General features: G+C 35.6%; 28 protein-coding genes and 2 tRNA genes. 23 read left to right on the top strand and 7 right to left on the bottom strand.

What is annotated here, in order from left to right; all coding sequences use genetic code 11:
• Positions 1-26 precede the first annotated feature (26 nt).
• Positions 27-806, bottom strand: a complete 780-nt coding sequence (locus F8162_RS12880; protein ID WP_151633412.1) for a D-alanyl-D-alanine carboxypeptidase family protein — start codon at positions 804-806, stop codon at positions 27-29.
• Positions 807-1,071: 265 nt separating this feature from the next.
• On the opposite strand from F8162_RS12880, the gene motA reads away from it, so the two are divergent.
• Both motA and motB read left to right on the top strand, forming a co-directional pair.
• Entirely contained in the window at positions 1,072-1,866 is a 795-nt protein-coding gene (gene motA / locus F8162_RS12875) for a flagellar motor stator protein MotA (protein WP_000344869.1), read from the top strand.
• Complete coding sequence (motB, locus tag F8162_RS12870) at positions 1,856-2,644, top strand: flagellar motor protein MotB (RefSeq protein WP_151633414.1); 789 nt, start codon at positions 1,856-1,858, stop codon at positions 2,642-2,644. The genes motA and motB overlap by 11 nt, the downstream gene beginning before the upstream one ends.
• Before the next feature lie 26 nt (positions 2,645-2,670).
• Here the strand turns inward: motB and F8162_RS12865 are convergent, their stop codons facing one another.
• A complete protein-coding gene (locus F8162_RS12865) occupies positions 2,671-3,498 on the bottom strand; it encodes a 5'-nucleotidase, lipoprotein e(P4) family (protein ID WP_151633416.1) in 828 nt (275 codons plus the stop codon).
• Positions 3,499-3,840: 342 nt separating this feature from the next.
• On the opposite strand from F8162_RS12865, the gene F8162_RS12860 reads away from it, so the two are divergent.
• From F8162_RS12860 to F8162_RS12850, 3 genes are all read left to right on the top strand, one after another.
• Positions 3,841-4,725, top strand: a complete 885-nt coding sequence (locus tag F8162_RS12860) for an ABC transporter ATP-binding protein (RefSeq protein ID WP_151633418.1) — start codon at positions 3,841-3,843, stop codon at positions 4,723-4,725.
• A gap of 2 nt (positions 4,726-4,727) precedes the next feature.
• Complete coding sequence (locus tag F8162_RS12855; RefSeq protein ID WP_151633420.1) at positions 4,728-5,948, top strand: ABC transporter permease; 1,221 nt, start codon at positions 4,728-4,730, stop codon at positions 5,946-5,948.
• A 118-nt stretch (positions 5,949-6,066) separates the two neighbouring features.
• The gene (locus F8162_RS12850) at positions 6,067-6,498 is read left to right on the top strand and encodes an Rrf2 family transcriptional regulator (RefSeq protein ID WP_000512998.1); all 432 of its coding nucleotides are present in this window, start codon (positions 6,067-6,069) and stop codon (positions 6,496-6,498) included.
• A gap of 60 nt (positions 6,499-6,558) precedes the next feature.
• On the opposite strand, the gene F8162_RS12845 is transcribed toward F8162_RS12850, so the two are convergent.
• A complete protein-coding gene (locus F8162_RS12845; RefSeq protein ID WP_151633422.1) occupies positions 6,559-7,224 on the bottom strand; it encodes an aquaporin in 666 nt (221 codons plus the stop codon).
• Between the two features lie 142 nt (positions 7,225-7,366).
• Entirely contained in the window at positions 7,367-8,332 is a 966-nt protein-coding gene (locus F8162_RS12840) for a multidrug resistance efflux transporter family protein (protein ID WP_151633424.1), read from the bottom strand.
• A gap of 100 nt (positions 8,333-8,432) precedes the next feature.
• Between F8162_RS12840 and F8162_RS12835 the strand changes: the two genes are divergently transcribed.
• Positions 8,433-9,005, top strand: a complete 573-nt coding sequence (locus F8162_RS12835) for a helix-turn-helix domain-containing protein (RefSeq protein WP_000658051.1) — start codon at positions 8,433-8,435, stop codon at positions 9,003-9,005.
• Between the two features lie 69 nt (positions 9,006-9,074).
• Here the strand turns inward: F8162_RS12835 and F8162_RS12830 are convergent, their stop codons facing one another.
• The gene (locus tag F8162_RS12830) at positions 9,075-9,260 is read right to left on the bottom strand and encodes a PspC domain-containing protein (protein WP_002129290.1); all 186 of its coding nucleotides are present in this window, start codon (positions 9,258-9,260) and stop codon (positions 9,075-9,077) included.
• A 182-nt stretch (positions 9,261-9,442) separates the two neighbouring features.
• Between F8162_RS12830 and F8162_RS12825 the strand changes: the two genes are divergently transcribed.
• The 5 genes from F8162_RS12825 (at position 9,443) to F8162_RS12805 (ending at position 14,037) form a co-directional block, all read left to right on the top strand.
• Positions 9,443-10,684, top strand: a complete 1,242-nt coding sequence (locus tag F8162_RS12825; protein WP_151633426.1) for an amidohydrolase family protein — start codon at positions 9,443-9,445, stop codon at positions 10,682-10,684.
• A gap of 98 nt (positions 10,685-10,782) precedes the next feature.
• Entirely contained in the window at positions 10,783-12,078 is a 1,296-nt protein-coding gene (locus tag F8162_RS12820) for a purine/pyrimidine permease (RefSeq protein WP_151633428.1), read from the top strand.
• A gap of 165 nt (positions 12,079-12,243) precedes the next feature.
• Positions 12,244-12,468, top strand: coding sequence for a spore germination transcription factor GerE (gerE, locus tag F8162_RS12815; RefSeq protein WP_000659484.1), 225 nt, complete (start codon positions 12,244-12,246; stop codon positions 12,466-12,468).
• A gap of 107 nt (positions 12,469-12,575) precedes the next feature.
• Positions 12,576-13,238 (top strand): type 1 glutamine amidotransferase domain-containing protein, encoded by a 663-nt coding sequence (locus F8162_RS12810; protein ID WP_151633430.1) that lies wholly within the window; start codon positions 12,576-12,578, stop codon positions 13,236-13,238.
• Positions 13,239-13,398: 160 nt separating this feature from the next.
• On the top strand, positions 13,399-14,037 hold the full coding sequence (locus F8162_RS12805; RefSeq protein ID WP_151633432.1) for a TetR/AcrR family transcriptional regulator: 639 nt from the start codon (positions 13,399-13,401) through the stop codon (positions 14,035-14,037).
• Between the two features lie 42 nt (positions 14,038-14,079).
• On the opposite strand, the gene F8162_RS12800 is transcribed toward F8162_RS12805, so the two are convergent.
• Positions 14,080-14,769 (bottom strand): type 1 glutamine amidotransferase domain-containing protein, encoded by a 690-nt coding sequence (locus F8162_RS12800; protein WP_151633434.1) that lies wholly within the window; start codon positions 14,767-14,769, stop codon positions 14,080-14,082.
• A 521-nt stretch (positions 14,770-15,290) separates the two neighbouring features.
• On the opposite strand from F8162_RS12800, the gene F8162_RS12795 reads away from it, so the two are divergent.
• The 9 genes from F8162_RS12795 to F8162_RS12755 all read left to right on the top strand — a co-directional run bounded on the left by F8162_RS12795 (position 15,291) and on the right by F8162_RS12755 (position 21,713).
• A complete protein-coding gene (locus F8162_RS12795; protein ID WP_151633436.1) occupies positions 15,291-16,616 on the top strand; it encodes an MFS transporter in 1,326 nt (441 codons plus the stop codon).
• Between the two features lie 210 nt (positions 16,617-16,826).
• Positions 16,827-17,636 carry a glutamate racemase gene (racE, locus tag F8162_RS12790; RefSeq protein WP_151633438.1) on the top strand — a complete coding sequence of 270 codons (810 nt, stop codon included), beginning with the start codon at positions 16,827-16,829 and terminating at the stop codon, positions 17,634-17,636.
• Positions 17,637-17,791: 155 nt separating this feature from the next.
• Positions 17,792-18,841 carry a spore germination protein GerM gene (gerM, locus tag F8162_RS12785; RefSeq protein WP_151633440.1) on the top strand — a complete coding sequence of 350 codons (1,050 nt, stop codon included), beginning with the start codon at positions 17,792-17,794 and terminating at the stop codon, positions 18,839-18,841.
• Between the two features lie 128 nt (positions 18,842-18,969).
• Positions 18,970-19,707, top strand: a complete 738-nt coding sequence (gene rph / locus F8162_RS12780; protein WP_151633442.1) for a ribonuclease PH — start codon at positions 18,970-18,972, stop codon at positions 19,705-19,707.
• An 11-nt stretch (positions 19,708-19,718) separates the two neighbouring features.
• A complete protein-coding gene (locus tag F8162_RS12775) occupies positions 19,719-20,327 on the top strand; it encodes an XTP/dITP diphosphatase (protein ID WP_151633444.1) in 609 nt (202 codons plus the stop codon).
• A gap of 13 nt (positions 20,328-20,340) precedes the next feature.
• Positions 20,341-20,844, top strand: a complete 504-nt coding sequence (locus F8162_RS12770; protein ID WP_151633446.1) for a metallophosphoesterase — start codon at positions 20,341-20,343, stop codon at positions 20,842-20,844.
• Positions 20,845-20,953: 109 nt separating this feature from the next.
• Positions 20,954-21,027 (top strand) — tRNA-Gly (locus F8162_RS12765).
• Position 21,028: 1 nt separating this feature from the next.
• Positions 21,029-21,102 (top strand) — tRNA-Arg (locus F8162_RS12760).
• Between the two features lie 410 nt (positions 21,103-21,512).
• Positions 21,513-21,713: a cytoplasmic protein gene (locus F8162_RS12755; RefSeq protein WP_151633448.1), complete on the top strand. Its 201-nt coding sequence runs from the start codon at positions 21,513-21,515 to the stop codon at positions 21,711-21,713.
• A gap of 85 nt (positions 21,714-21,798) precedes the next feature.
• Here the strand turns inward: F8162_RS12755 and F8162_RS12750 are convergent, their stop codons facing one another.
• The gene (locus F8162_RS12750) at positions 21,799-22,413 is read right to left on the bottom strand and encodes a PH domain-containing protein (protein ID WP_000473869.1); all 615 of its coding nucleotides are present in this window, start codon (positions 22,411-22,413) and stop codon (positions 21,799-21,801) included.
• Between the two features lie 473 nt (positions 22,414-22,886).
• On the opposite strand from F8162_RS12750, the gene F8162_RS12745 reads away from it, so the two are divergent.
• The 3 genes from F8162_RS12745 (at position 22,887) to tig (ending at position 25,918) form a co-directional block, all read left to right on the top strand.
• The gene (locus F8162_RS12745; RefSeq protein ID WP_001973787.1) at positions 22,887-23,135 is read left to right on the top strand and encodes a hypothetical protein; all 249 of its coding nucleotides are present in this window, start codon (positions 22,887-22,889) and stop codon (positions 23,133-23,135) included.
• Positions 23,136-23,332: 197 nt separating this feature from the next.
• Positions 23,333-24,331: a hypothetical protein gene (locus F8162_RS12740; protein ID WP_151633450.1), complete on the top strand. Its 999-nt coding sequence runs from the start codon at positions 23,333-23,335 to the stop codon at positions 24,329-24,331.
• 309 nt (positions 24,332-24,640) lie between these two features.
• On the top strand, positions 24,641-25,918 hold the full coding sequence (gene tig, locus F8162_RS12735) for a trigger factor (RefSeq protein ID WP_151633452.1): 1,278 nt from the start codon (positions 24,641-24,643) through the stop codon (positions 25,916-25,918).
• The last annotated feature ends 4 nt before the right edge of the window (positions 25,919-25,922 follow it).

The raw sequence follows: 25,922 nt of genomic DNA, 5'->3' as shown, positions 1-25,922 counted from the left end.
GAAAAATAAGAGAGCAATTTGCTCTCTTATTTTTTGTCTTCCATCGCTTCTTCTAATGTTAAATGATGTTTATATATGTATGTAGCGTATGGATTGCCAACGTAGCGCAAATGCCACGGTTCGTATGCATATTCTGTTGTTTCTGTTTTATCTTCTAAATAACGAATGACAAAGCCAAATTCATGGGCATGTTTTGCAACCCATTTTCCTTCAGCTGTCTCTCCGAAAATAGGCTCTAATTGGAATTTAGCAGATTTTGAACTAATATCCATTGCTAAACCAGTTTGATGTTCACTCGTACCAGGAATGGCACTTACTGAATCAGCCTCAGCTTTTCCTTGACGTCTAACATATGTATCATGTAATGATTTTTGGCGTTTGTATGAACGATAACCAGATACAGCTGTAAGTTCAAGCCCTTCTTTCTTTGCCGCTTCAAACATATTTTCAAGCGCATCTGCAGCATCTTTGCGCAGTAGTGTTTTTTCTTTATCTTTTGGACTAGTAAATGGTACGTTCGGTCTTGTTAAGTCTTCAGGTGTGTATCCGTCTGGTAGTTTTCGATGTTTATTAACTAAGACAAGATTAGACTCTGGATTTGTTACAACGGAAAAATCATTGTCTAATTTTTTTGCATTATGATCAGCTTTTGGAAAAGCAGGAATCTCTTCTTTTTGGTGGTTACTATGCTGTTGATTTTCGACAGCTTTCGCCTCATTTTGCAGTTGTGATTTAGAACCAAAGTAAGCGAAAGAAGTGATACCGATTACAATAGTAGTGGCAGAAATAATGATTATCTTTTTCATGATGCCTTGTAATCACAGTCCTTTCTTAATAAAATATGTATCGTTTTTTATTATAAGTCTAGTTTACTGAAAAAGAAATATAAGAGTCATAACGTAATAGAAATGCAAAGAAAATGTCAGAAAATGTGTGAAATTGTAGTATTTTTTCATATAATTCATTTCTTATCTTTCATGAAATTCATTTTTTATGTAATATATATATATAAGAAGATGTAGCGATTATCGAGAATGAAGAACTTCTTGTATAGACTAGGAGTGAATGGGAATGGATTTTGCAACACTTATTGGACTCATTTTAGGAGTAGTGGCGGTAGTAGTAGGGATGGTCGTCAAGGGCGCTGACGTAATGGCCTTAGTTAATCCTGCCGCAGCATTAATTATTTTTGTTGGTACATTTGCTGCAGTATGTATAGCATTTCCGATGAATCAACTAAAAAGGGTTCCGAAATTATTTAAAGTTCTTTTTGGTTCTAATAAAAAAGATTTAAGTTATGAACAGTTGCTAGAATTATTTGTTCATTGGACATCAGAAAGTAGAAAATACGGTATTTTGTCTTTAGAGCAACAATTAGATAAAATTCAAGATGAATTTCTTTTGCGTGGTATGAAATTTGTGATTGATGGCGTATCCGCAGAAGATTTAGAGCAGATTTTAGAAGCTGAATTAGAAGCAATTGAAGAAAGGCATGCAAAAGGAGCGGCAATTTTTTCTCAAGCTGGTACATATGCACCGACATTAGGGGTTTTAGGTGCTGTTATTGGTCTTGTAGCTGCACTTGGCAATTTAACTGATATTGAAAAGTTAGGTCACGCTATTTCGGGTGCGTTTATTGCAACGATTTTTGGTATTTTTTCAGGTTATGTATTATGGCATCCATTTGCAAATAAATTAAAGCAAAAATCTGCAGCTGAATTAGAGAAAAAACGTTTAATTATTGATTGTTTATTAATGTTACAAGAAGGTACATATCCGTTTATTATGAAGAACCGCATTTTAGGTGCACTTTCTGCAACTGAGCGTAAAAAGCTTGAAAAAGGGGCAGAAAAAAATGCGGAGTAAAAAAAATAGAAGACGTAAGAAGAAAAAACATGATGAACATATCGATGAAACTTGGTTAATCCCTTATTCTGATATGTTAACGTTGTTATTTGCATTGTTCATCGTGTTATTTGCGATGAGTAGTATAGATGCTGCGAAGTTCAAACAGATGGCAGTAGCTTTTCGAAGTGAATTAGCCGGTGGAACAGGAAATAAAGAATTTTTGAGTGATCAAAAGCCGAATGAAGAGAAAGAGTTATCGGCAAGTAGTCTTGAGGCAGAACAAGCAAAAAAACAAGAAGAAGCTAGAGCGAAAGAAAAAAAAGAGATGGATGAATTGAAAGCATTACAAAAAAAGATTGATCAATATATTAATGAAAAACAATTATCCTCTTCTTTTCAAACTAAATTAACTGAAAAGGGATTAATGGTGACAATATTAGAGAATATACTGTTTGATTCGGGGAAAGCAGATGTGAAATTAGAATCTTTAGGGATTGCAAAAGAGATGTCTAGCTTACTTGTTTCAGCGTCACCTCGTGAAATTACAGTATCGGGTCATACGGATAATGTCCCTATTGCCAATGCGCAGTTTGCGTCAAACTGGGAATTAAGTACGCAGCGGGCAGTTAATTTTATGCAAGTATTACTGCAAAATAAAGAATTACAACCAGAAAAATTTAGTGCGATTGGTTACGGAGAATACCGTTCGATTGCTCCAAACGATACACAAGAAGGAAAGGCAAAGAATAGACGTGTGGAAGTATTTATCTTGCCTTTAACAGAGAAAGTAAAATAGAAGAGGATGGCGAATGCCATCCTCTTTTATTTTGCATCAAATGATTTTAAGTTGTCGCGACGGATTTTATCTTTTTCTGCATCTGACTTTTTGAAATCATAATCATATAAAGCGCCTTCCCAATCACCGTACATTGGATTAGGGAAAATAATAAATTTCTCACCAAATTGTGCTTTTGAATCTGCTACTGCTTGATTACGATCTTTTACAGATTTCCCATCAAAACCAGTGAAATCAGATAAGTTATCACCGAAGAATAAGACCATATCATGTGTTTGAGAAACGAGTTCACGGCGTTTTTCTTTTCCTTTTTCTTTCGGATCTTGTAGTAATATATGTTCTTTCGTTGCTTGAGGAGCACCTACACGCTCAAGATTTTTAATTGTTGCATCTAGTTGGTTCGTTTTACGATTTGAGATGTAGTAAATATCTACACCTTTAGACTCGGTATATTTTAAGAAATCAATTGCGCCTGGAAGAGCCTCAGCTTCAGCCTTATTAATCCAGTCATCCCATTTGTAAGGATAGCCTTTTCCTGTCTTTACGCTCATTGCTTGATGAGGACTGTTATCTAAAACAGTTTCATCTAAATCCAGTACGATAGCAGGTTTTTTCTCTGTCCCTTTTGCAAGAATTGCATCGAGCTTTAATTGACCGATATTGTATCCTTGGTAGTAAAGTGCTTTCGTCTCACCAGCTGTTTGATACCATAAATCAGCCATTAATTGCTGGTCTGTTAATTTTGCCTTCTCTTCTTTCACCACAGTTTTCTCTTGTGTTCCTGAACATGCTACAAGCGATGTAGATAGAACAGCTACAGATAATAAAGTGGTAATACCCCTCTTCATTTTCATATGTATCCTCCTTGATGTTAGAAAATCATTTTATATTATATATTAAAATATAAAATTTTTTTATGAACATTTGCATATTGTCTTTTGTATATATAGTAGTTTGTCCTATATTAGAAAGATGAGTAAAAAAATATAAGTTATTTTGACAATTATAATTGTCTTAATGACAATTATAATTGACAAATTATGTGATTCGATTTACAATTTTAACTAAATAGAACAAATGATGGATTAAGATAATATTACATACTAAGAGGATAAAGCGTTTTGCTATATTTTATCCTGAATAAACATAGTCTTTGAAAGAGAGTATGAATGATACTAAAGGGGAGGCTTTACACTTTGAGTTTACAAATTCAAAACTTAACAAAAGTATTTGGGGAATCAAAAGCAGTTAACAGTTTGCAAATTTCGTTACCAAAAGGTGAAGTGCTAGGATTACTTGGACGAAATGGTGCAGGGAAAACAACGACAATCAAAATGCTGCTCGGATTATTAACGCCTAATGAAGGCTCTATTACATGGGATGGAAAATCATTTGGGACTAGCGGAGTAACGATTGGATATTTACCAGAAGAAAGAGGTTTATATACAAAAAGTAGAGTAATAGACCAGCTGCGATATTTTGGTAGATTAGAAGGAATGACGAAAAAAGAAGTAGATCTTGCTATTGATCACTGGTTAGAGCGATTAGCAATACCGGAATATAAATTTAAAACGGCAGGAGAGCTTTCGAAAGGAAACCAGCAAAAAATCCAATTAATTGCTGCTCTTCTTCATAATCCTGAACTTCTCATTTTAGATGAACCATTTAGCGGACTGGATCCAGTGAATGCTGGAATGTTAGCTAGCATTATTGAAGAACAAGTACAGAGCGGAAAGACGATTATTTTATCAAGTCATCGTATGGAACAAGTAGAGGCTTTTTGCCAACATGTATGTATTTTGAAAAAAGGTGAAGCAGTTGTAAAAGGTCAGTTAAGCGATATTAAAAAAGAATACGGTTTCCGTAATTTAACGATTGAAGATACAGAAGAGAATGAGAAGGGATTAGCGGCTATACATGTATCGTATGAAAAGCAACAAGGCCTTCTTTATGTGCAAGTACAAGATGATGCAGAAGCTCTAAATATTTTACAAAAATTGCAAGAACAAGGCGTTACCTTACGACAATTTAAAATGTTAGAGCCGACGTTAAACGAAATCTTTGTAGAGAGGGCGAAATAACGATGCGTAAATTTTCTCACGTATTTTCATTTTATTTTAGAGAAGCATTTTTATCTAAAAAATCATTAATTACGAGTGCGATTTTATTTTTAATTGTGTTTGGACTTTTTGCCTTTAATCATTTCACGGCTGATAACGATAAAGGAAAAGAAAAATTTGCTGTAGTAACAGAAAGCGATACTTATAAAGTGCAAGAAAGTGATGTAACAAAGTTACTTCCGTCTGCTAAAGTAACTGTAGAAAATAAGGATAAATTTAATGAGCTACGTAAGCGAGTGGAAGATGGGGATTTAGACGGTTTATTCCATATTACAGAAAAGAATGGTATTCCAGAAGTGACGTATATGTATAGTGGTTTTCCGAGCCAATCAACGGCTACACTTATGGCAAGTTATTTAAAGGAACAGTATACAGCGGTAATGATTGAAAAAAATAATGTATCTGCAGAAGTAGCAAAACAGTTGCAAATGGAAATTCCGTTAAAACAAGAGGCAGTAAAAGATCATGCATCTTCCTTTGGGATTGGTTATGTTTTCTCGTTTGCTTTATATATGTTTATTATTATCTTCGGTGCTGCAATTGGAACAACTGTAGCATCTGAAAAATCATCCCGCGTTATGGAGTTAATGCTTCCGAAAGTAAAACCATTAACAATGCTACATGCCAAAATTTTAGCAATTGTTTCTAGTGCTTTACTATTACTTGTTATTGCTTCCTTCGGTTTTCTTGTACCGTATTTATTAGGGTGGGTAGATTTAGAAAATGCATCTTTAATAGGACTCACACTAGATTTTTCTAAATTGGATGCTGTAGTAATTAGTATGTTCTTTGTGTATTTTATTACGGGTTACTTACTATACGCAATGCTATATGCAGCGGTTGGTGCTGTTGTATCAAAAATTGAGGATGTGCAATCTCTTTCGTTCCCAATTACAATGTTAGGTATGGCGGCATTTTTTATTAGCCTTAAATCATTATTTGATCCAAATAGTACATTAGCTATAGTTAGTTCATATATTCCATTCTTTACACCTATGGTTACTTTTTCAAGACTTGTATCTGGTGAAGCGGGTACTGTAGAAATTATTGTGACGTTAGTAATTTTATTAGTGACTATTGTTATCGTCAATATGCTTACAAGTCGCATTTACGTAAACGGTGTAATGAATTACTCAGATAAAGTGAAATTTAAAGATTTAGCGAAATTTATAAAGCGTCAATAATGAGAGAAAAGCATGATTTCCTATTGGAATCATGCTTTTTCTTTATGTATAAATTAAAAATAGTATATAATAATAAGAGTCGTCTTTTAATAGAATGAATGCAAAGGAGGGTGTGCAGATGGGAATTAGTAGTCGTTTTACAGTAGGTGTTCATATGTTAACGTTACTTGCGATTGATCGAAACTCTCGCTGTACCTCTGAATGGATTGCTGGTAGTGTGAATACAAATCCGGTTGTGATTCGTCGCATTACAGGAATGTTGAAGAGAGCAGGACTTGTTGATGTACAAGCTGGTAAAGGTGGTACGACACTTGCTCGTGATTTAGAAGAAATTACATTACTTGATGTATATAAAGCAGTGGAAGTTGTAGAAGAAGGACAGCTATTTTCTTTCCATGAAAATCCCAACATTGAATGTCCAGTAGGAGCTAATATTCAATCAGTATTAGAAATTATTTTAATGCAAGCGCAAGAAGCGATGGAAAACGTACTTGCAAATGTAACGGTAGATCAATTAGTTACAAATTTAAAGTCTAAAATGAAAGAATAAAAAAAGCGAGCATCCTCATAATGAGGGCTCGCCTTTTTTTATTCAGAAATATTGAAAATTCTATTTTTCAGTATTTAAAATGAATTTACCTACGATAGCTGCTACGATACCACCAAGAATTGGTGCAACGATGAATACCCATAGTTGAGAAAGTGCTTCTCCGCCAGCGAATAAAGCTGGTGCGATACTACGAGCTGGGTTAACAGAAGTTCCAGTTAACGGAATACCTAATAAGTGAACTAAAACTAATGTGAAACCAATTACTAATCCTGCTAGAGAAGAACTTCCTTTTTTGCCTGTTACAGCAACGATAACTAAAATGAATACGAAAGTTAAAATAAATTCAACTAGAAATGCTCCAGATAAACCAAGAGTTCCAAAACCGTTTTGTCCTAAATTATCTAAAGGTGTTTTAGCAGATTGTAAAATTGTCACCAATGTTGCAGTTCCTAATAAACCACCTAAAACTTGAGCTAATACATAATAACAAAGTTCCATAGCGTTCATTCTTTTGTTGATGAACATAGATACTGATACTGCTGGGTTAATGTGACATCCAGAAATTGTTCCGATGCTATATGCCATAGCCACAATAGATAGACCGAAAGCCATAGCGATTCCTAATGTTCCAATTCCTTCAATTCCGCCGCCAATGACAGCTACTCCAGTTCCGAATAATACAAGTACAAATGTACCAATAAATTCAGCGATTGCTTTTTTTAACATAATTTACCTCCTATTATTGCACATGAAACGTATTATAACATAGGTTTTAGTATAAACAGCTAATGAAATACTATTCTGATAAGGCGAAATAGGGGGACAATAAAAAAGAGTATGGTTCTTTGGTATAGAACCATACTCTTTTTTATGCTGTTTTTTTCTGTTTAACGACTGGAATAGAACGGTTTAAAATGCTATTTGCAACCATTCCTAACATAATAATAATCATTCCAAGTAGGGAAAGACCACCGGGGAATGAACCATTTAAGAAAACAATTTCGCCAAGTACGGTAAAGACCATCGTGCCAGCTTGTGTTGCTTCAACAGCTCCAAGTAGAGCGAAGTTATCTTTGGCTAAGTCAGTAGCAAAGAAAAATGTCATCGTCGCAATCACGCCAGAACATAATGCCAATAAAAATCCTTGCAGCATTTGGCCGGATGTTGGAATACCAGTAGTAGAAAATCCGTATATGGCAAGTAAAATGGTTATAGGTAGACTTCCTATAGCCATTCCTAATACGCGTTGGAACGTATCGAGACGTCCGCCAACAAGTTCCATCATTTTTCGGTTGCCAAACGGATATAAGAAGGCTGCTACTACGACAGGTAAAAAACCTGAAATGAACTGAGTCATTGTAATATGACCTGCTGCAGTCGCTTGCATACAAATTACACCAAGTAAAATAAATAATGCGACATATAAACTACGAAGTGGAATTTTTCCACGTACAAGTTTTGTGCCTGATTTCGTTTCTATTTTAATGAAGAATAATGGTGATAAAAGTAAACCTGCTAATATAGTAACTTGCCAAGTTCCAGCAACGAGCCAAGCCGGAGAAAAGACAGCTGCGAAACTTAATAAAGAATAGAAACCAATACCAGCAACGGAACCCCATCCGATCCAAGCTAATGGATGTTTCTTTAATTCTTCCCATAAACCCCTTAAGTTTTTGCGAAATAAAACGATAAGGAATAAAATAGGGAGAGCAAATAAAAAGCGGAAGGAAGCTGTCCAGGCCCAGCTCGTTCCAGATACATTCATCGCTCTATTAATAATAAAGGTTGCGGAAAAAAAGGCTGATGATAAAAGGCCTAATAAAATTGCGCGCATGAAGTATAGCACTCCTTTCGGAATTTGATAATTATGTATAGTATAATATACTTAAAAATAATAAAAGTAAACTATTTTATACTTTGAGGTGGTTTTATAGATGAAAGAACATGAAGATATGCAAACGAAAGAAGTCATTCAGCAAGTAGGTCAGCTATTAAGACAAATTCGAAATGAACAAAAATTAAGTTTAGAAGAATTAGCCCAAAAAACAGGAGTTAGTAAATTAACATTAGGAAAGATTGAAAGAGGCGAAACAAATCCAACGTTAGCTGTCATTTGGAAAATAACGAAAGGATTATCGATTCCTTTATCGAGATTGATGGTTGTTGGAGAACCTGTAGCTGTGGCGCGCTGTGGAGAAGGATTTGCAGTAGATGTAGGGCAAGCATGGCATTTAGAAACGATGTTCCGTTATACGAAAGAAACGGGGATGGAAATGCACCGTGCTTGTTTAAGATCGAATAGTATATATGAACCAGAAGCTCATCATGAAGGTGCTATTGAGCTTGTAACAGTGATGAAAGGGAAAGTATCAATTCAAGTAGAAAGCGATGTATACGAATTAAATGAGTTTGACTCCATTCAATTTGAAGCGAATAAGAAACATAGTTATAAAAATGAAGAAGATGAAGTGGCGGTATTACATTTAACGATGAAATATTCTTCATGAAAAAATCTCCTATAGATTTTCTATAGGAGATTTTTTGTACGCTATGCTCAAATAAATGAAAGAATGTTATTAGTAAGAGCGTGGCATAAGTAATAAACAAATGAAATAAACTAAAAACCCCGTCCCAAAACATAAAATAGCAATGACCCAAAGTATGCGAATGAGAGTAGAGCTAATATCAAAATATTCTCCTAAACCACCGCATATACCAAATAGCATTTTATCAGTTTCGGATTTATATAATCTTTTTGACATCTTCCAATCCACTCCTTTTTATGACAAGCTATATACTTCTATTCTATATGGAAATTTATGAGAAGACTATGAGGTTGTATTACATTTTTTTTTAGAGAACAGCCGTATTAATTGTCTTAATTTTCAGTAGATATTAAACTTATAGTAAGAGGTAACTTTTAATAAAGGGTGGGGGAATAGAGATGACAGCATATTGGTTGACTAATGTAATGCTTGAATCAGGCTATACGTATGAAGAGGGAAGGATTTCCCAAACAGAAACAGAGTTATGTAGTTTACTCGTTGAAGATGGACGAATTAAAAAAATGATAGGAGGAGCTGTTCAAGAGGAAGGGGTACTAATTCTTGATGCTAATCGTTTATTCATTTTGCCTGCTTTCGAAGAGATGCATATTCACATTGATAAGACGTATTATAGTGGTCCTTGGAAAGCTTGTATGCCAGCAGAGAATATTTTCACACGTTTTCATGAAGAAGAGGAAATTTTGCCGAAGCAATTAGCGACTGCTCAAGATAGGGCGGAAAATATGCTAGCGTTATTGCTTCGAAATGGTGCAACGAATATAAGAACGCATTGTAATGTTGATCCAATTATTGGACTTGGTAATTTGGAGGCGACGTTAGCAGCGTTGGAAACATATAAAAATCAGGTTTCTGGCACAATCGTTGCTTTTCCGCAACATGGATTATTGCGCAGTAATTCTGTGCAACTTGTGAAAGATGCGATGCGTATGGGAGCGCATCTAGTCGGTGGTGTGGATCCAGCTACAGTGGATAACGATATTGAAAAATCATTACATACTATTATGGATATCGCAGTAGAATTTAATGCAGATGTTGATATTCACCTGCATGATGCGAATAATCTTGGAACGTTTACAATGAAGAGATTGGCAAGTCTAACAGAAGAAGCGGGATGGCAAGGTCGCGTAACGATTAGTCATGCGCTTGGACTCGGTGGTGTTACGGATAAAGAAGCTGAAGAAGTGGCGGAAAGACTAGCTGCTTTAAACATTGATATTACTTCAACCGTTCCAATTGGGAAACAAGTAATCCCAATTCCGTTATTAGATAAGAAAGGTGTGAAAGTCTCGTTAGGAAATGATAGTATTACTGATCATTGGTCACCGTTTGGAACGGGGGATATGCTGCAAAAGGCAAATCGATTAGCGGAACGTTTTGGATGGAGTGACGAAAGGTCTTTAGGAAAAGCTCTTCGCTTTATTACGGGAGGAAAAGAAACGTTAAACAATGAAGGGAAGCGAACATGGCCGAATGTAGGAGATGAAGCGAGTTTTGTTTTGACGAATGCAACATGTACTGCTGAAGCGGTAGCGCGTCAAACAGAGAAGTGTTTAGTCGTGCATAAAGGAAATATTGTTGTTGGCAGTTTAAATGAGGTGGGATTAAATAATCTTGTGTAAAAGAATCGTTTGAATGTTTTGAGGAGGGTTCTAATTGTGAGTGTAGAACCTTTCTTTTTTATGCTTACAATATATTTCTTATAGGTTAGCTAGAAAGGATGAAAAGTTTGGACAATCAACATAATCAAAATCATATTATGGGAACTTTGCAGTGGTTTATATTTTTATTAGCCAATTCAATCGCATTACCAATTGTCGTTGGCGGATTATTTCATCTTACGACGGAAGAAATATTTTATTTAATGCAGCGTACATTTTTTGTAGTTGGTATATCTTCTTTTTTACAAGGGTGGCTTGGACATAGACTACCAATTGCGGATGGACCAGCTGGATCTTGGGTTGGAGTATTTACCGTGCTTGCTTACGCAACTGTCGGGCAAGATCAATTACATAGTACGTTGCAAATTTTAGAATTAGGAATGATAATTTCCGGCGTTATTTTAATAGGATTAGGAGTAACTGGTTTTATCGGACGTATTTTATTTTTATTCACGCCGCTTGTGACAGGGACGTTTTTACTTTTATTATGCTTACAATTAAGCGGTGTATTCCTAAAAGGAATGCTAGGAATTACTGCTACTGCTTCTCAAATCGATGGATTTACAGCGATAATCGCGTTTAGCATATTTCTTTTCGTTATTATACTATCTAACTTCGGAAAAGGTTTTGTCAAAAGTTATGCAGTTTTAATAGGATTAATTAGTGGGTGGATTCTCTTTCTCATTGCAGGAAAAGTGACGATTCCATCTCAAGTAACTCATTTTGTGCAACTTCCACATGTATTTGCTTGGGGACTTCCAAAGTGGAATACAGGTATGGCTGTATCCAGTTTCGTTATGGTATGTATTTTAGTCTCAAATACAGTGGCAGCTATTATAGCAATCAATCAAGCTACCATTCAAAAAGGGACTATTGAACAGAAACAGTTGAAGGATGGTACGTGGGTTGGTGGAATTTCGCATATCATTTCTTCTGTATTTTCAACTGTAGGTGTCGTGCCGTTACCAGCAACGGCAGGATTTATACGTTTAACGAAACAAAAATATATACGATCGTTCTTACTAGCATGTCTGTTACTAGTCATAATGTCGCTGTTTCCAAATATTATTCGTTACTTAGCATCGTTACCATCTGCAGTCGCATCTGCGGTTTTAATGGCTTCGTTCGTACAGCTAATTGGGATTGGTTTTCATAATATCAAACAAGTGCCAATGAGCGAACGGAATGTAACGGTTTTAGGAGTTGCTGTATTATTTGGAAGCGGTGTTATGTTTTTACCGTCTGGAGCACTCCAATCACTGCCGTCTGTTATGCAATATATATTCGGAAATGGATTGTTCGTAGGTACAGTTGTCAGTATATTACTGGAACAAATATGGCGTACTGGAAAGTGAGTGGATACAAAGAGTGTGCGAACTGTATAAAAGTCTAAAATAACATGTGAAATAAAGCCCATTTTCATTCACCACCCGCACATTTCGTTCATACAATATCTTGACTAAATAAACACCCAACTTACACATACACGGCTCTGGCTTAAGCAAGGAGGGTTATACCAGTTGAAGGAAAAAGCGTATCAATCTAAACCGTTACTCACAAAGAGAGAGAGAGAAGTATTTGAATTACTGGTTCAAGATAAAACAACGAAGGAAATTGCAGGTGAACTTTTTATCAGTGAAAAAACAGTACGTAATCACATCTCAAACGCAATGCAAAAGCTAGGAGTTAAAGGACGTTCACAAGCAGTTGTTGAGCTTCTTCGCATGGGAGAGCTCGAACTATAAAAAGAAAGCCGACTTTTATATGAAGAGTCGGCTATTTTTCTGTCCGTTTCATGTTCTATATGAATGATAAGAACACTCCATACATAGATAGGTAGTAAGGAGGGGATATGTTGAAAAGGATATTGTTAGTTTCAACAAGCGCTCATGATATGAATGGACACCCGACTGGTTTGTGGCTGGAAGAGCTCGCAGCTCCTTATAATGTGTTTAAAAAGGCTAAGTTCGATGTTGATATTGTATCGATAAAGGGCGGTAGAGTCCCTATTGATAGAGTGTCTATTCCGAATGGCATACCTCGTGAATTTAAGTATGTCGCTTCTTTATTGCAAAATACGAAGCCGATCTCAAATGTTCATTTTTCGGATTATGATGCGGTTTTATTTGGTGGTGGGCACGGGGCAATTGTAGATTTTTCAGGTAATCCATATGTTGCAAATTTAATTGAGAATATGTACAACAATAACCGGATTGTAGCGGCTGTTTGTCACGGAGTAAGTTCTTTAGTCGGTGTGAAAAATAAGGACGGATCGTTTTTTGTTGCCGGTAAGCGTATAACAGGTTATACAAATGATGAGGAAAAAGCTGTACGTTTAGAAAAGCGAGTGCCGTTTTTATTAGAAAGTAAATTGAAAGAAGAAGGGGCTTTGTTTTATGTTGCTCCAAATTTCACGCCGCCTGTTGTAGTAGAGGGGCATTTAATTACAGGGAAAAACCCACAGTCTAGTATGGAAATAGGGAAAGCTATAAGAAGAGCTGTAAATAAATTATAGAAAAAGTGCTCGCTACTCATAAAGGTAGCGGGCGTTTTTTCTATAGTGTAGATTAAAAATCCTTTAAACTAAAAAGATGCATTGAGTATAATGACTTCATTTATAATTAATCGTGAATTTGCTATACTATTTTGTATGGACAAAAGGGGAGGCTCTTTTAATGAGAAAAGTTGCGTGTGCAAATACTTATATTAATAAAATAAAGCCCGTTATTAGAAAAACGAGTTTTAGCCAATTGAAAATAGATGAAATTGCGAAATATATGGATATTAGTAAGGCTACTTTATATAAACGTTTTTCTTCGAAAGATGAGATTATTGAAGCGGTGGTAGAAGATTTTATAAACTATCTTCTTGAAGGAGATGCGGATAATCAAGATGAAAGTATGTCTTTTGCAGAACGTTTCCAAAAGACGTTTATTCACTCATTAAAATGTGTGACATATATTTCTGATGTCTTTTTACAAGATTTGAAAGAGGCATATCCGCACTTATCTGATCAGTTAGTCGCTGCACAACAAAATCGTAATCATAATTTGCAAATGTTTTTTGAAGCGGGTATGGAACAAGGCTACTTTAATAAAATGAACGCACAATTATTTATGGTACAAGATGATGTGATGTTAAGACGTATTATAGATCATTCTTTTTGTATTCAGTACGATATTACGTTAAAGAAAGCGATACTTGATTTTTATCAATTGAAGAAGTATCAACTGTTTAAACCAGAGTATATAGGAGCAATTGATGATTCGGAAATTGAAAAAGAAGTTATTGCTATTTTGCAAATGATTTCGTAAAAAAGCAGGTTTTCCTATAGTAATGGAAAACCTGCTTTTTTATTACCTGTTATTTTTTATGTGTTGTAATACTAATTCAGCTACTGGACCACCTGAAGCTGGGTTTTGACCAGTGATAAAACGATTATCCTCTACAGCAAAAGCTTCCCAAGGCTGCGGAGCTTTTTCGTAAAGGCCTCCATTTTTAATGAGTTCATCTTCTGTTAAAAATGGGACGAATTGATCTAGTTCGGCTAGCTTCTCTTCTTCGTTTGAAAATCCTGTGACTTTTTTACCGCTAATTAAACGTTTCCCATTACTTAATGTGATGTGAAATAAACCAGCAGCTCCGTGACAAACAGAGGAAACAATTCCGCCATTTTCATAAATGTTGCGGCTAATCATTTGAAGTTCTCTATTTTCTGGGAAGTCCCAAATTACACCGTGACCGCCTGCGTAATAAATCGCAGCGTAGTCTTCTGGATTCACTTCACTCGGTTTCATTGTAGAACCGAGACGATTCATAAATTCTTTCTTTTGATACCATTCCCAATCGATGCTCTCCGCCATTGCTAAACTATGCGGATCAATCGGTGTATAACCACCTTGTGGGCTAACATAATCTACTTCATAACCAGCTTCTTCAACTTTTTTAACGAAATGGACAGCTTCACCAAGCCAAAGACCAGTAGCTCGATTTAAATTTGGATATTTTTCTACGCTCGTTAATACGACTAACATTTTTTTCTTCATCATAATCCTCCTGTAATATTTCTTCTATATAAAAGTTCTTTATTTATTTGGTTTTATCCCACGTTAACGGACAGTAAACTCCCACCTCAAAATTCAGTTGGAGCAAAGAAGTTAGATGGGAGATCAACTGTCCGTAAACGTCCGATTGGTTCAACTAATAATCAGTGGGGGATGAACAAAACCCCCACTGATTAAAGTTTCACTTTATTAAGTTAGAAATTGCAAACTTGAATAACCATGTCAGTCCTCCTTATATCGGATTCGAAATTAGTGTATAACAATTTTTATACAAAGTAAACTAAAAACACTAAATTAGTTTACTTTGTATATTTTTCGTTGACAAACTGTAATTCTGAAACTATGATAGTTCCATGAATATCGAACAACATACATGCTTCGTTTCGAATTCAGTTTGTCGCGCCATGAATGTATACATTTGATGAAGTTGTTTAGTGGTGATAGCGGAGTTAAACAACTTTATCTTTCATTTACAGTTACTACAATCAGGAGAGGTGTTACACATGGGGAAAGATATAAGTAACCATTCAAAATGGTTTGTTCTTACATTATGTTTTATCGTTTTATTAGGACCAACGAATGCGGTTTTATTTAATGTAGCGTTAGAAGATATGGCTAACGATTTATCCATTAGTCAATCGAAAGTAAGTTGGGTTGTAGTAGGGTATTCCTTAGTTGTCGGTATTGGTTCGATGATCTATGGGAAGTTGGCTGATCGCTATAGTGTAAAAAAACTATTAATTATTTCAATTATCATATTTGTAGCGGGTTCTATTATTGGATTTATGAATCACTCTTATGCGATTACCATTCTTGCAAGATTAGTGCAGGCGAGTGGGGGCGCGGCGTTTATTGCGCTTAGTATGATTGCAGTGGCAAAATTGGTTGTTCCTGATAAGAAGCCTGGTGCGTTAGCGATGATTAGTTCTTCTATTGCATTAGCAATAGGTATTGGTCCTTTAGTTGGCGGGGCTATTACAAATACACTGGGGTGGCCATATTTATTTTTATTTATGGTTATTTCAGTAGTTGGGATTTTCTTGCTTATAAAATTTATGCCAGAAGAAGCGCAGCATACGGATGAAGCGTTTTATTTTGATTACATTGGAGCGGCGTTATTATTTGCATTCATTACGACTGTTTTATTAGGTGTAAATATTAATAGTTGGCTATTTGTGTTATCGGTAGCTTTCTTATTTTTATTCACGGTTCGTATGAAGAACGCAGAGCATCCATTTATTGATATTGAGTTGTTTACAAATAAACCATTTCTTCGTTTAATAGCGGTCGGATTTATAATGAATGTGGCGCTATGTGCTAGTTTATTATTATTACCATTACTGTTAGGAAGAGAGCACGGATTGTCTCCATTCGTTATCGGAATTGCATTGTTTATTGCATCACTCTTTGGTATTGTATCTAGTTTTATTACTGGGAAAATTGTCCCTTCGTTTGGAAATGTGAATATGATTTATGTAGCGTCTGTCATTATGATCATTGGCTTTTTAATTTTAGGGCTTGTTCCGAATGGGAACTTAATTGTTATTTTAGTGGCGATTATTTTAACATTTATGAGTTATTCAGCCATTCAAGTATCGGTAAACACATTTATACCGAAAACATTACATCCAGCTAAAGTTGGAATCGGTCTTGGTTTATATAATTTAATTAACTTTTTCGGTATGGCATTTGGACCAGCTGTAGCGAGCAAAATTATGGAATCTACAAATAGTTATCGTTTGAATTTTATTTTAATCGTCATGTTAATTTCTGCTCATTTCTTTTTATTAATAGGAATGTCTTCTTTCCAAAAAAAGATGGAGCAATAAATATGCACTTTATATAGAAGAAACCGACTTTCATATAGAAGGTCGGTTATTTTTCTGTCTTGCAAATTCTGAAAAAAAGGAGCAAAATAAAAAAGGTCCTAGTCTATACAGGTACAAATGAAAATTTTCATACAGAAGCAGTTTAAGTGAGCGAACGTAAAGTGTGTAAAATATAATGATAAAATAAGATGATGAATGAGAAAACGGGTGATGAAGTTGAATAGAGCAATCGGTGTTATCGATTCAGGAGTTGGCGGTTTAACAGTAGCGAAGGAATTAATTCGTCAGTTGCCGAAAGAGCGTATTATATATTTAGGGGATACAGCACGTTGCCCTTATGGTCCACGTTCTCGAGAAGAAGTGCGTCAATTTACGTGGGAAATGACGGAGCATTTACTAGATTTAAATATCAAAATGTTAGTTATTGCGTGTAATACAGCAACTGCGGTTGTATTAGAAGAGATGCAGAAACAATTACCAATTCCAGTGGTAGGAGTTATTCACCCAGGATCACGTACAGCTTTAAAAGTGACAAACGCGTATCATGTTGGGATTATTGGAACGATTGGAACGGTGAAAAGTGGTGCATACGAAGAAGCGTTAAAGTCTATTAATAACCGTGTTATGGTAGAAAGTTTAGCGTGTCCGCCTTTCGTTGAGCTTGTAGAGAGTGGGAATTTTGAAAGTGAAATGGCGTATGAAGTTGTAAGAGAAACGTTGCAACCGCTGAAAAACACTGATATTGATACACTTATTTTAGGTTGTACACATTATCCAATTTTAGGTCCTGTTATTAAAAAAGTAATGGGAGATAAGGTACAACTAATTAGTTCAGGTGATGAAACAGCGCGCGAAGTAAGTACAATTTTATACCATAGTAAAATGTTGAATGAGGGAGAGGAACAAAGTGATCATCTCTTCTTAACAACAGGGAAAATAGGTCTATTTAAAGAAATTGCATCGAAATGGTTCGGTCAACCAATTGAAAATGTGAAACATATTCATTTAGAAAAAGAATAATAGTAGAATTCATATAAGTGAGCTCCTGAGAAATCAGGAGTTTTTTGTTTATCCCACTGATTAAAGTTTCACTTTATAAGGAGTACAGCTAGTTCTAAAATATGAAACAGCTCGTATACATAATAGTACAAACTTAGATTTTAGGGGGGAATGGCATGCCTAAATCCACTTTTAAATGGGTTGTTGGTGCTACTGTGAGCGCTGTTTTACTAACAGGGTGTGGCTTTATAAATCAGGAGAAAGCAACGGAACAAATTGATCCGCCAAAACAAGTTACGTATACAGAGGGTGGAAAGAAAGAAGTAGCTAAGAAAGATAAGCAAGGACAAATGGTAAATAGAGAACTATACCTTGTTGATAAAAATGGTTACGTTGTACCGCAAACGTTAGCTGTACCTACTCCAAAAGCCAATGAGGTTATTCAGCAAACGTTAGAGTACCTTGTGAAAGATGGACCGGTAACGAATTTATTACCGAATGGGTTCCGTGCAGTCATTCCAGCGAATACATCGATGACCCTAAATTTGAAAAAAGATGGGACGGCAGTCATTGATTTCTCTAATGAAATGAAAAACTATGCAAAAGAAGAAGAACGTCAAATTGTTGAGTCAATAGCGTGGACGTTGACGCAATTTAAAGAAATAAAACAAGTGCAGTTCCAAATAAATGGTGAGAAATTGGCGAAGATGCCTGTTGGGGGTACGCCGCTTGGTGAAGGGGTGAGCCGTGCTAACGGTATCAACTTCGATGACGAGCAAGTAGCGGATGTAACAAATACAAAACCGGTTACACTTTATTTTATGGCACAAAATAATAATAAACAGCAATACTACGTACCAGTAACACGCCGCGTTGTAGAAGGAAAAGAAAATGATTATGCAGCAATTATAGATGAACTTGTAAAAGGACCGATTCATCAATCGCTTCTGAATGATTTTAATCCAGGCGTTAAGCTTATTACGAATCCGAAATTACAAGATGGAAATCTTACATTAAACTTTAATGAAAATATATTTATAAACCCAGATAAAAATATGGTTTCAAATTACGTATTGAAGTCGTTAGTTTTATCTTTAACAGAAAAGAAAGGCGTGAAAAGTGTTTCTATTGAAGTAAATGGTAAAGCAAATCTTATAGATGAAAAGGGCGGAAAGTTAATAAAACCTGTCGATCGTCCAGAAAACGTGAATACAGGTAGTTTTTAATCGTGAATAATTTGATATACTTAAGTAAGAAAGGGGAATTGCTTTTTGAGTTCCCCTTCTTTTATTGTATACATATCATACATTTAAATTTGGCTATACTAACAAGTAGTTATGAGGAGGTTATTTTTATGCGAGTAGATGGTAGAGGGAAAACAGAATTACGCAATATACATATTCATACGAATTATTTAAAAAATCCAGAGGGGTCAGTATTAATTGAAGTTGGGGATACAAAGGTAATTTGCTCAGCGACAATTGAAGAGCGTGTCCCACCGTTTATGCGTGGAGAAGGAAAGGGCTGGGTAACAGCTGAATATGCGATGCTTCCACGTGCAACAGAACAACGTACAATTAGGGAGTCAAGTAAAGGGAAAGTAACAGGACGTACAATGGAAATCCAGCGCTTAATTGGACGAGCTTTACGTGCGGTAGTTGACCTAGAAGCACTTGGTGAAAGAACAGTTTGGATTGATTGCGATGTTATTCAAGCGGATGGTGGAACGAGAACTGCTTCTATTACAGGTGCATATGTAGCAATGGTATTAGCGTTTGAGAAGTTATTACAAGCAGAAAAAGTATCTAAAATTCCAGTAAAAGATTATTTAGCAGCAACGTCAGTAGGGATTGTTGAAGAGCAAGGTGTTGTTTTAGATTTAAACTATGTAGAAGATTCTAAAGCAGACGTTGATATGAACGTGATTATGACTGGAAAAGGCCAGTTTGTTGAAGTGCAAGGAACTGGAGAAGAAGCGACGTTTAGCAGAGCGCAGTTAAATGAATTACTTGATGCTGCAGAACAAGGTATTTTCCAACTGATAGAAATGCAAAAAGAAGCGTTAGGTGACATCGTATCTCATATAGAGTAGAGGTGGAAAGTATGAAACAAGTTGTTATAGCGACAAAAAATATGGGAAAAGTACGTGAATTTGCTGAGTTATTTGAGCAATTTGATTTAGAGGTGAAATCATTACACGATTTTCCTCATATAGAAGAAGTCGAAGAAACTGGTGAAACATTTGAAGAAAATGCGATTTTAAAAGCGGATAGTCTGAGCAAACAGCTGAATGCAATCGTAATTGCGGATGATTCAGGTCTTATTGTAGATGCTTTAAATGGAAAACCAGGCGTGTATTCAGCTCGTTTTGCTGGAGAGCCGAAAGATGATCAAGCGAATATTGATAAGGTTTTACAAGAATTAAATGACGTAGCGTTTGAAAAGCGTAAAGCTCGTTTCTACTGTGCACTAGCAGTGGCTTTCCCTGAAGGTGATAAAAAGCCTGTCATTGTAAACGGGACGTGCGAAGGGTATATTTTAGAACAGCGCCGCGGGGAAAACGGCTTTGGATATGATCCGATTTTTTATGTGGAAGAATATAAAAAAGCGATGGCGGAACTAAGTTCAGATGAGAAAAATGCCATTAGCCACCGCGGACGTGCTCTTCGTAAGCTAGAAGAAAAAATCCCTGAATGGTTTTTAGGAGAATAAGGGAGAGAGATTGATGAAAGCTTTAATCGTAAGCGATAGTCATAGCTCTGTGAAGGAATTACAGCAGTTGAAAGAGAAATATGAAGGAAAAGTAGATGTCATGATTCATTGCGGTGATTCAGAGCTAACGCCTGTTCATGAAGAGCTGCAAGGTTTCCATGTTGTAAAAGGGAACTGTGATTATGCTAACTTTCAAGACGAAATTGTAACTGATGTAGATGGCATTCGTTTCGTAGTTGTGCACGGCCATCGTCATAACGTGAAAATGACATTACAAACATTAGCGTACCACGCAGAAGAGGTAGGGGCGCAAGTTGCATGCTTCGGACACTCTCACGTATTAGGTGCGGAATTAATCGACGGCGTATTATTTATTAATCCAGGCAGTATTTTATTGCCACGTCAGCGTGTAGAAAAGACATTTGCTTTATTAGAAATGGATGAAAACCAAATGGAAGTTCGTTTTGAAACATTAGACGGACAACTAGTTGAACAAGCACTTTTTAAAAGAGGATAAGAAAAATTATCCTCTTTTAAAAAAGGTGTTGACTTTATGTATGGTTATACATATAATAAATATTGTCGATAGGGCAACAGCGCTAACGAAGAAAAATAAAATAACATATGCGGGTGTAGTTTAGTGGTAAAACAAGAGCCTTCCAAGCTCTGGTCGAGAGTTCGATTCTCTTCACCCGCTCCATGTCCCAGTAGCTCAGCCGGATAGAGCATACGCCTTCTAAGCGTACGGTCGGGAGTTCGAATCTCTCCTGGGACGCTAAAAAAACCTTGTTATCTTTTGATAACAAGGTTTTTTGTTTGTCTATAAATTGATGTATGTGCAAGAGGTGTAAAATATAACGTAATATATGATAATTATTATATATTACAGATTGAAGTACATTAAGAAAAGAGCGCCATTTATGCGCCCTATTCCTCTTATTTAATTTAAAGAATCAATAGGTTTATGATGGAACTCAAATCCATATCCAGATTCTCCTAATTAATCACTTAGAATGTTATAAAACTTTTTACCATTCTAGTACGATTGAGCAGCCGTTATCGGAACTTATCTCTGACAGTGTGTTACAATTAATAGATGCGGAAAACAAGAATCTCCAATTGACTGGACCTGTGATTGGTTAGACGGTTTAAGAAGGTTTTATAAAAAAGGGAGATGGCGCAAAGATGGCGAGATCAAATGAGAATGATTTAACGGAGAAGTTGGCAGAAGGTCACCGGAAATATGGTGATGGCAACTTTACAGTACAGAACATCGGTGATGAAACTAACCCAGATTGGACTGTTGTAAAAAATGTGAGGAAGGGATCGGCAGGCATTCGAGAAGAGGAAGATATATTAAGACTGCGATCGAAATATATAAAATAGTGTGGAAATAGGCGGGGCGGGAGTTCAAATCTCACCTGGAACAATAAGAAAACCCTTGTTATCTTTTGATAACAAGGGTTTTTGTTTAGTTATTAATAAACTTCTCGAAGACAAAACCATAATCTTTCACATTATATTGTTTCTTCGTATCAACGAGCCAGTTAAAGGCGATTTCGTTCATTTCTTTAAACTGCTCTGCTAAATTTACTTGTGCGTTTGAAATACGGCTGAAAGCGTTAGATGCCATATCTAGACTTTTATGTGCATATTGCAATGTGATATCGTTGTCGTATGAGATTTCTTCTATTTTAAGTAAAGCTTTATATAAATCTTTTAATTCTTCAATATGTTTTTTATGAACATCAATTGAATAATGCTCATCTCCCATTTGGAACTTAATTTCTACATCTAAATCAATCGTTCCAGCAGTTTCAAGTGCTACGTTTTTAATTTGATATTTACTATAGCTAAAGCGGCGTAGTGTACGTTTTTTACTTGTTGCGCTTGTGCCATCTAGGTGGATTAATCCTTTGTTTGTGAAACAATATTCATCTGATTTTGATTTAATGAGAAAATAAATTTTCTCCCCGTCTTCATGCATCACATAATCATCAGCATCAACTTTATCGTAATCTTTCGGTGTGATGACAGATCCTACATCACTTAGTCCTAATACATCTGCAGCCATTTTTTTAAACATATATAATCCCCCTTTTAAATTTTTGATTGTACAAAAATATATTAACACGATTTTAATAAAGTGTTTTCTTATAATTAAAAACGTTTGAAGGTAAGTTGAGAAAAGTAACGAATGTTATTTAAAAATATGTAAAAAGGTGCTGAGAAAAAAGTTGATTTTGCAAGTGATTATAGAGAAATTCCATGAAGTCCCCTCAAGTGATATAAGTTGTTTTTTATACCTTTTTTGAAATCTTACAATTCTGTAAGGTAACTGTAAGGAAGTTCGATGGTAACAAATTGCTAATCCTCTATAATGAAGGTAACAACGATAAAACGAGGAGGAAGAAATGATGAAAGGGTTAATCGTAACGGGTTTAACAGTTGCCTTTGGATTTGTAGCGTATGAGAAATTAACGTATGTAGTTGATGTTGTAAAACATTTAATCGCTTAGTAAAAAACTGCCATGAGAGGGAAAGGGAATGAGTGAATGAATGGAATGGTTATTTGGAATTATAGGTACTTGTAGTGTGGTGTTATTGTTCTTTGTCCCGAGTGGTATACTTAGTTCGACAACGAGTTTGTTCTTCTTAAGTTTGTTTGCTTGTACGATGCTTATTATTATGTTTTTAATGAAGCGAAGTAAACCAATCTTCTATTGTAGCATGATTGTTATGGCAATTATTGTTCTCCAAATTATTACCCTTGTTATATACCCCACTATTATAAAAGCTTTCCATTAATGATGAATCCTCTGCTTTAATTGCTGAGGATTTTTATTTGCGCATTTTTAATTTTTAGTAAGGATTTGTTTATATTGAAATATAAAAATTAAATATTTCCATATTTCAAACAAAGGGTTTTGGGATGTTGTGTTCTTATTACTCATTTGATATATTTACTTTAAAGATAATTAAAATCTAGAAAAAGAGGCGGACGTATGGATAAAAAAGAAAATACGGTCGTATTGTTTCCGCAACTATCAGAGCGATATATTGATGAAGGTTTTTTAGCACTGAAAGAGCGGAAATTCGAAGATGCATTGCGCTGCTTTGAAATATTACGTCAGTATAATGCAGAAACGGAACAAACGGAACTCGCTTCTGTTATTTGTTTGTTAGAATTAAAACATATGGAAGAAGCGAAAGACAAATGTGAACAGTTACTTGAAACAGGGGCTGTATTATTTGGTGATATTCTTGAAACATATGTGACGATTTTAGTTCAAACAAATGATTATGAAGGTGTCATTGAAATCGTTGAAAAGGTTTTGCAAACGAAAGATGTAATGCCTGAGCAAAAGGAAAAATTAGCACAGCTCGCTTTATTTGCAGAAGGTATGTTAAATGAAGTAGATACGTCACTAGTCGATTCGAATTTTGAATTGGATGAGTTTACTAATGAAATGTTTGGAGAAAACTTTGGGCAAAAGCTAAGAGCTATTCAGCAACTTTCGTTAAGAGACTTGGATCTTGCATTACCTGTTTTAAAGAAATTTTTAATAGACGAAAAACAGCACCCTTATTTGAAAACTTCTATTTTATATAAAATGATAGAAAATCAAATAGAAGAAGAGATAGAGGTAGAAAAGTTTGGGAATACGATTAAGGTGATTCCAGCATTTACAGGTCATAATGAGGAGCAATCCGATAACATTATACATACATTATCAAGCCGATTAGAGCAAAAATATCCCGATATATTTGATGCGATGGTTACATATTGGAAAGAATTGCGAATTAGCGTTTTCCCATTCGCTCTATTAATGGATAAAGTGGAGATTTGGGCTGCTGTTTTAGAGAGAATTGGAAGAAAGCGTTTCGGATTGACTATTGATGAAGAAGAACTTATGACAGCGTATAATATTGAATTAGAAGAGTTTCATATTGCCTATCAATGGTTATTACGTGTTGAAAGAGAAGGATATTTGCCCGTATAATTATGAAAAAGAATCGTTCGGTTCTTGAAACGAGCATATTCTATGTTATAATGTAAGGGTTGCAAAAGGCAGAAATCTGCCTGTTTGTAAGAGAAGAGAAGTGTAATTCTCTTACTTAATATGTTTCATATTATTCTCGAACAAAATATACCGTAGTTGTCTTTTAGGCAATTAGTAGATTGGAACATTATATCTGAAAGCTTTTGCTAGAGGATTATTTGTACTTTTGTTATTTCAAAAAAGAGATAATGAAGATTTTAATCTATAGAGGTATGTGCATACATTATTATAGTTGGAGGGAAAGAATAAATGGCTACAAAATGGGAAAAATTAGAAGGTAACGTAGGCGTTTTAACAATCGAAGTTGATGCTAAAGAAGTAAACAACTCTATCGACGCTGCGTTCAAAAAAGTAGTACAAACAATCAACGTACCAGGTTTCCGTAAAGGAAAAATGCCTCGTCCGTTATTCGAACAACGCTTTGGTATCGAATCTTTATATCAAGATGCTATAGATATCATCTTACCAAAAGCATATGGTGAAGCGATTGATGAAGCTGGTATCTTCCCAGTTGATCATCCTGAAATCAACATCGAGAAGTTCGAAAAAAATGCTAACCTTATCTTCACTGCAAAAGTTACAGTGAAACCTGAAGTTAAATTAGGTGAGTACAAAGGTTTAGCAGTAGAAAAAGTTGAAACAACTGTAACTGACGAAGATGTAGAGAACGAATTAAAATCTTTACAAGAGCGTCAAGCTGAACTAGTTGTTAAAGAAGAAGGAACTGTTGAAAACGGTGATACAGCTGTAATCGACTTCGAAGGTTTCGTTGATGGCGAAGCATTTGAAGGCGGAAAAGGCGAAAACTATTCTCTTGCAATCGGTTCTGGTACTTTCATCCCTGGTTTCGAAGAGCAAGTAATTGGTCTTAAATCTGGTGATTCTAAAGAAGTTGAAGTTTCATTCCCAGAAGAGTACCACGCTGCTGAATTAGCTGGTAAACCAGCTACATTCAAAGTAACAATTCACGAAATCAAAACAAAAGAACTTCCTGAGTTAAACGACGAGTTCGCTAAAGAAGCTGACGAAGCGGTTGCAACTCTTGATGAATTAAAAACAAAACTTCGTACAAACTTAGAAGAAGGCAAAAAGCACGAAGCTGAGCACAAAGTACGTGACGAAGTAGTAGAATTAGCTGCTGCTAACGCTGAAATCGAGATTCCAGAAGCTATGATCGACACTGAGTTAGATCGTATGGTTCGTGAATTTGAGCAACGTTTAAGCCAACAAGGTATGAACCTTGAGCTTTACTACCAATTCACAGGTACTGACGCTGACAAGTTAAAAGAGCAAATGAAAGAAGACGCTCAAAAACGCGTAAGAATCAACCTTGTTCTTGAAGCTATCATTGAAGCTGAAAACATCGAAGTTACTGAAGAAGAAGTAACTGCAGAAGTTGAAAAAATGGCTGAAATGTACGGTATGCCAGTAGACGCTATCAAGCAAGCTCTTGGAAGCGTAGACGCTTTATCTGAAGACCTTAAAGTGCGTAAAGCTGTAGACTTCTTAGTAGACAACGCTGCATAATAAA

Source organism: Bacillus sp. CH140a_4T, assembly GCF_008923725.1.
Lineage (GTDB): Bacteria > Bacillota > Bacilli > Bacillales > Bacillaceae_G > Bacillus_A.
This window is presented reverse-complemented; position numbering and strand designations above follow the sequence as displayed.

What these genes read in the sequence shown, in the direction of transcription:
- F8162_RS12880 (WP_151633412.1), bottom strand. Translation starts at nt 806, where the DNA reads ATGAAAAAGATAATCATTATTTCTGCCACTACTATTGTAATCGGTATC.
- motA (WP_000344869.1), top strand. Translation starts at nt 1,072, where the DNA reads ATGGATTTTGCAACACTTATTGGACTCATTTTAGGAGTAGTGGCGGTA.
- motB (WP_151633414.1), top strand. Translation starts at nt 1,856, where the DNA reads ATGCGGAGTAAAAAAAATAGAAGACGTAAGAAGAAAAAACATGATGAA.
- F8162_RS12865 (WP_151633416.1), bottom strand. Translation starts at nt 3,498, where the DNA reads ATGAAAATGAAGAGGGGTATTACCACTTTATTATCTGTAGCTGTTCTA.
- F8162_RS12855 (WP_151633420.1), top strand. Translation starts at nt 4,728, where the DNA reads ATGCGTAAATTTTCTCACGTATTTTCATTTTATTTTAGAGAAGCATTT.
- F8162_RS12850 (WP_000512998.1), top strand. Translation starts at nt 6,067, where the DNA reads ATGGGAATTAGTAGTCGTTTTACAGTAGGTGTTCATATGTTAACGTTA.
- F8162_RS12845 (WP_151633422.1), bottom strand. Translation starts at nt 7,224, where the DNA reads ATGTTAAAAAAAGCAATCGCTGAATTTATTGGTACATTTGTACTTGTA.
- F8162_RS12840 (WP_151633424.1), bottom strand. Translation starts at nt 8,332, where the DNA reads ATGCGCGCAATTTTATTAGGCCTTTTATCATCAGCCTTTTTTTCCGCA.
- F8162_RS12835 (WP_000658051.1), top strand. Translation starts at nt 8,433, where the DNA reads ATGAAAGAACATGAAGATATGCAAACGAAAGAAGTCATTCAGCAAGTA.
- F8162_RS12830 (WP_002129290.1), bottom strand. Translation starts at nt 9,260, where the DNA reads ATGTCAAAAAGATTATATAAATCCGAAACTGATAAAATGCTATTTGGT.
- F8162_RS12825 (WP_151633426.1), top strand. Translation starts at nt 9,443, where the DNA reads ATGACAGCATATTGGTTGACTAATGTAATGCTTGAATCAGGCTATACG.
- F8162_RS12820 (WP_151633428.1), top strand. Translation starts at nt 10,783, where the DNA reads ATGAAAAGTTTGGACAATCAACATAATCAAAATCATATTATGGGAACT.
- F8162_RS12810 (WP_151633430.1), top strand. Translation starts at nt 12,576, where the DNA reads ATGTTGAAAAGGATATTGTTAGTTTCAACAAGCGCTCATGATATGAAT.
- F8162_RS12805 (WP_151633432.1), top strand. Translation starts at nt 13,399, where the DNA reads ATGAGAAAAGTTGCGTGTGCAAATACTTATATTAATAAAATAAAGCCC.
- F8162_RS12800 (WP_151633434.1), bottom strand. Translation starts at nt 14,769, where the DNA reads ATGAAGAAAAAAATGTTAGTCGTATTAACGAGCGTAGAAAAATATCCA.
- F8162_RS12795 (WP_151633436.1), top strand. Translation starts at nt 15,291, where the DNA reads ATGGGGAAAGATATAAGTAACCATTCAAAATGGTTTGTTCTTACATTA.
- racE (WP_151633438.1), top strand. Translation starts at nt 16,827, where the DNA reads ATGAAGTTGAATAGAGCAATCGGTGTTATCGATTCAGGAGTTGGCGGT.
- gerM (WP_151633440.1), top strand. Translation starts at nt 17,792, where the DNA reads ATGCCTAAATCCACTTTTAAATGGGTTGTTGGTGCTACTGTGAGCGCT.
- rph (WP_151633442.1), top strand. Translation starts at nt 18,970, where the DNA reads ATGCGAGTAGATGGTAGAGGGAAAACAGAATTACGCAATATACATATT.
- F8162_RS12775 (WP_151633444.1), top strand. Translation starts at nt 19,719, where the DNA reads ATGAAACAAGTTGTTATAGCGACAAAAAATATGGGAAAAGTACGTGAA.
- F8162_RS12770 (WP_151633446.1), top strand. Translation starts at nt 20,341, where the DNA reads ATGAAAGCTTTAATCGTAAGCGATAGTCATAGCTCTGTGAAGGAATTA.
- F8162_RS12755 (WP_151633448.1), top strand. Translation starts at nt 21,513, where the DNA reads ATGGCGAGATCAAATGAGAATGATTTAACGGAGAAGTTGGCAGAAGGT.
- F8162_RS12750 (WP_000473869.1), bottom strand. Translation starts at nt 22,413, where the DNA reads ATGTTTAAAAAAATGGCTGCAGATGTATTAGGACTAAGTGATGTAGGA.
- F8162_RS12745 (WP_001973787.1), top strand. Translation starts at nt 22,887, where the DNA reads ATGGAATGGTTATTTGGAATTATAGGTACTTGTAGTGTGGTGTTATTG.
- F8162_RS12740 (WP_151633450.1), top strand. Translation starts at nt 23,333, where the DNA reads ATGGATAAAAAAGAAAATACGGTCGTATTGTTTCCGCAACTATCAGAG.
- tig (WP_151633452.1), top strand. Translation starts at nt 24,641, where the DNA reads ATGGCTACAAAATGGGAAAAATTAGAAGGTAACGTAGGCGTTTTAACA.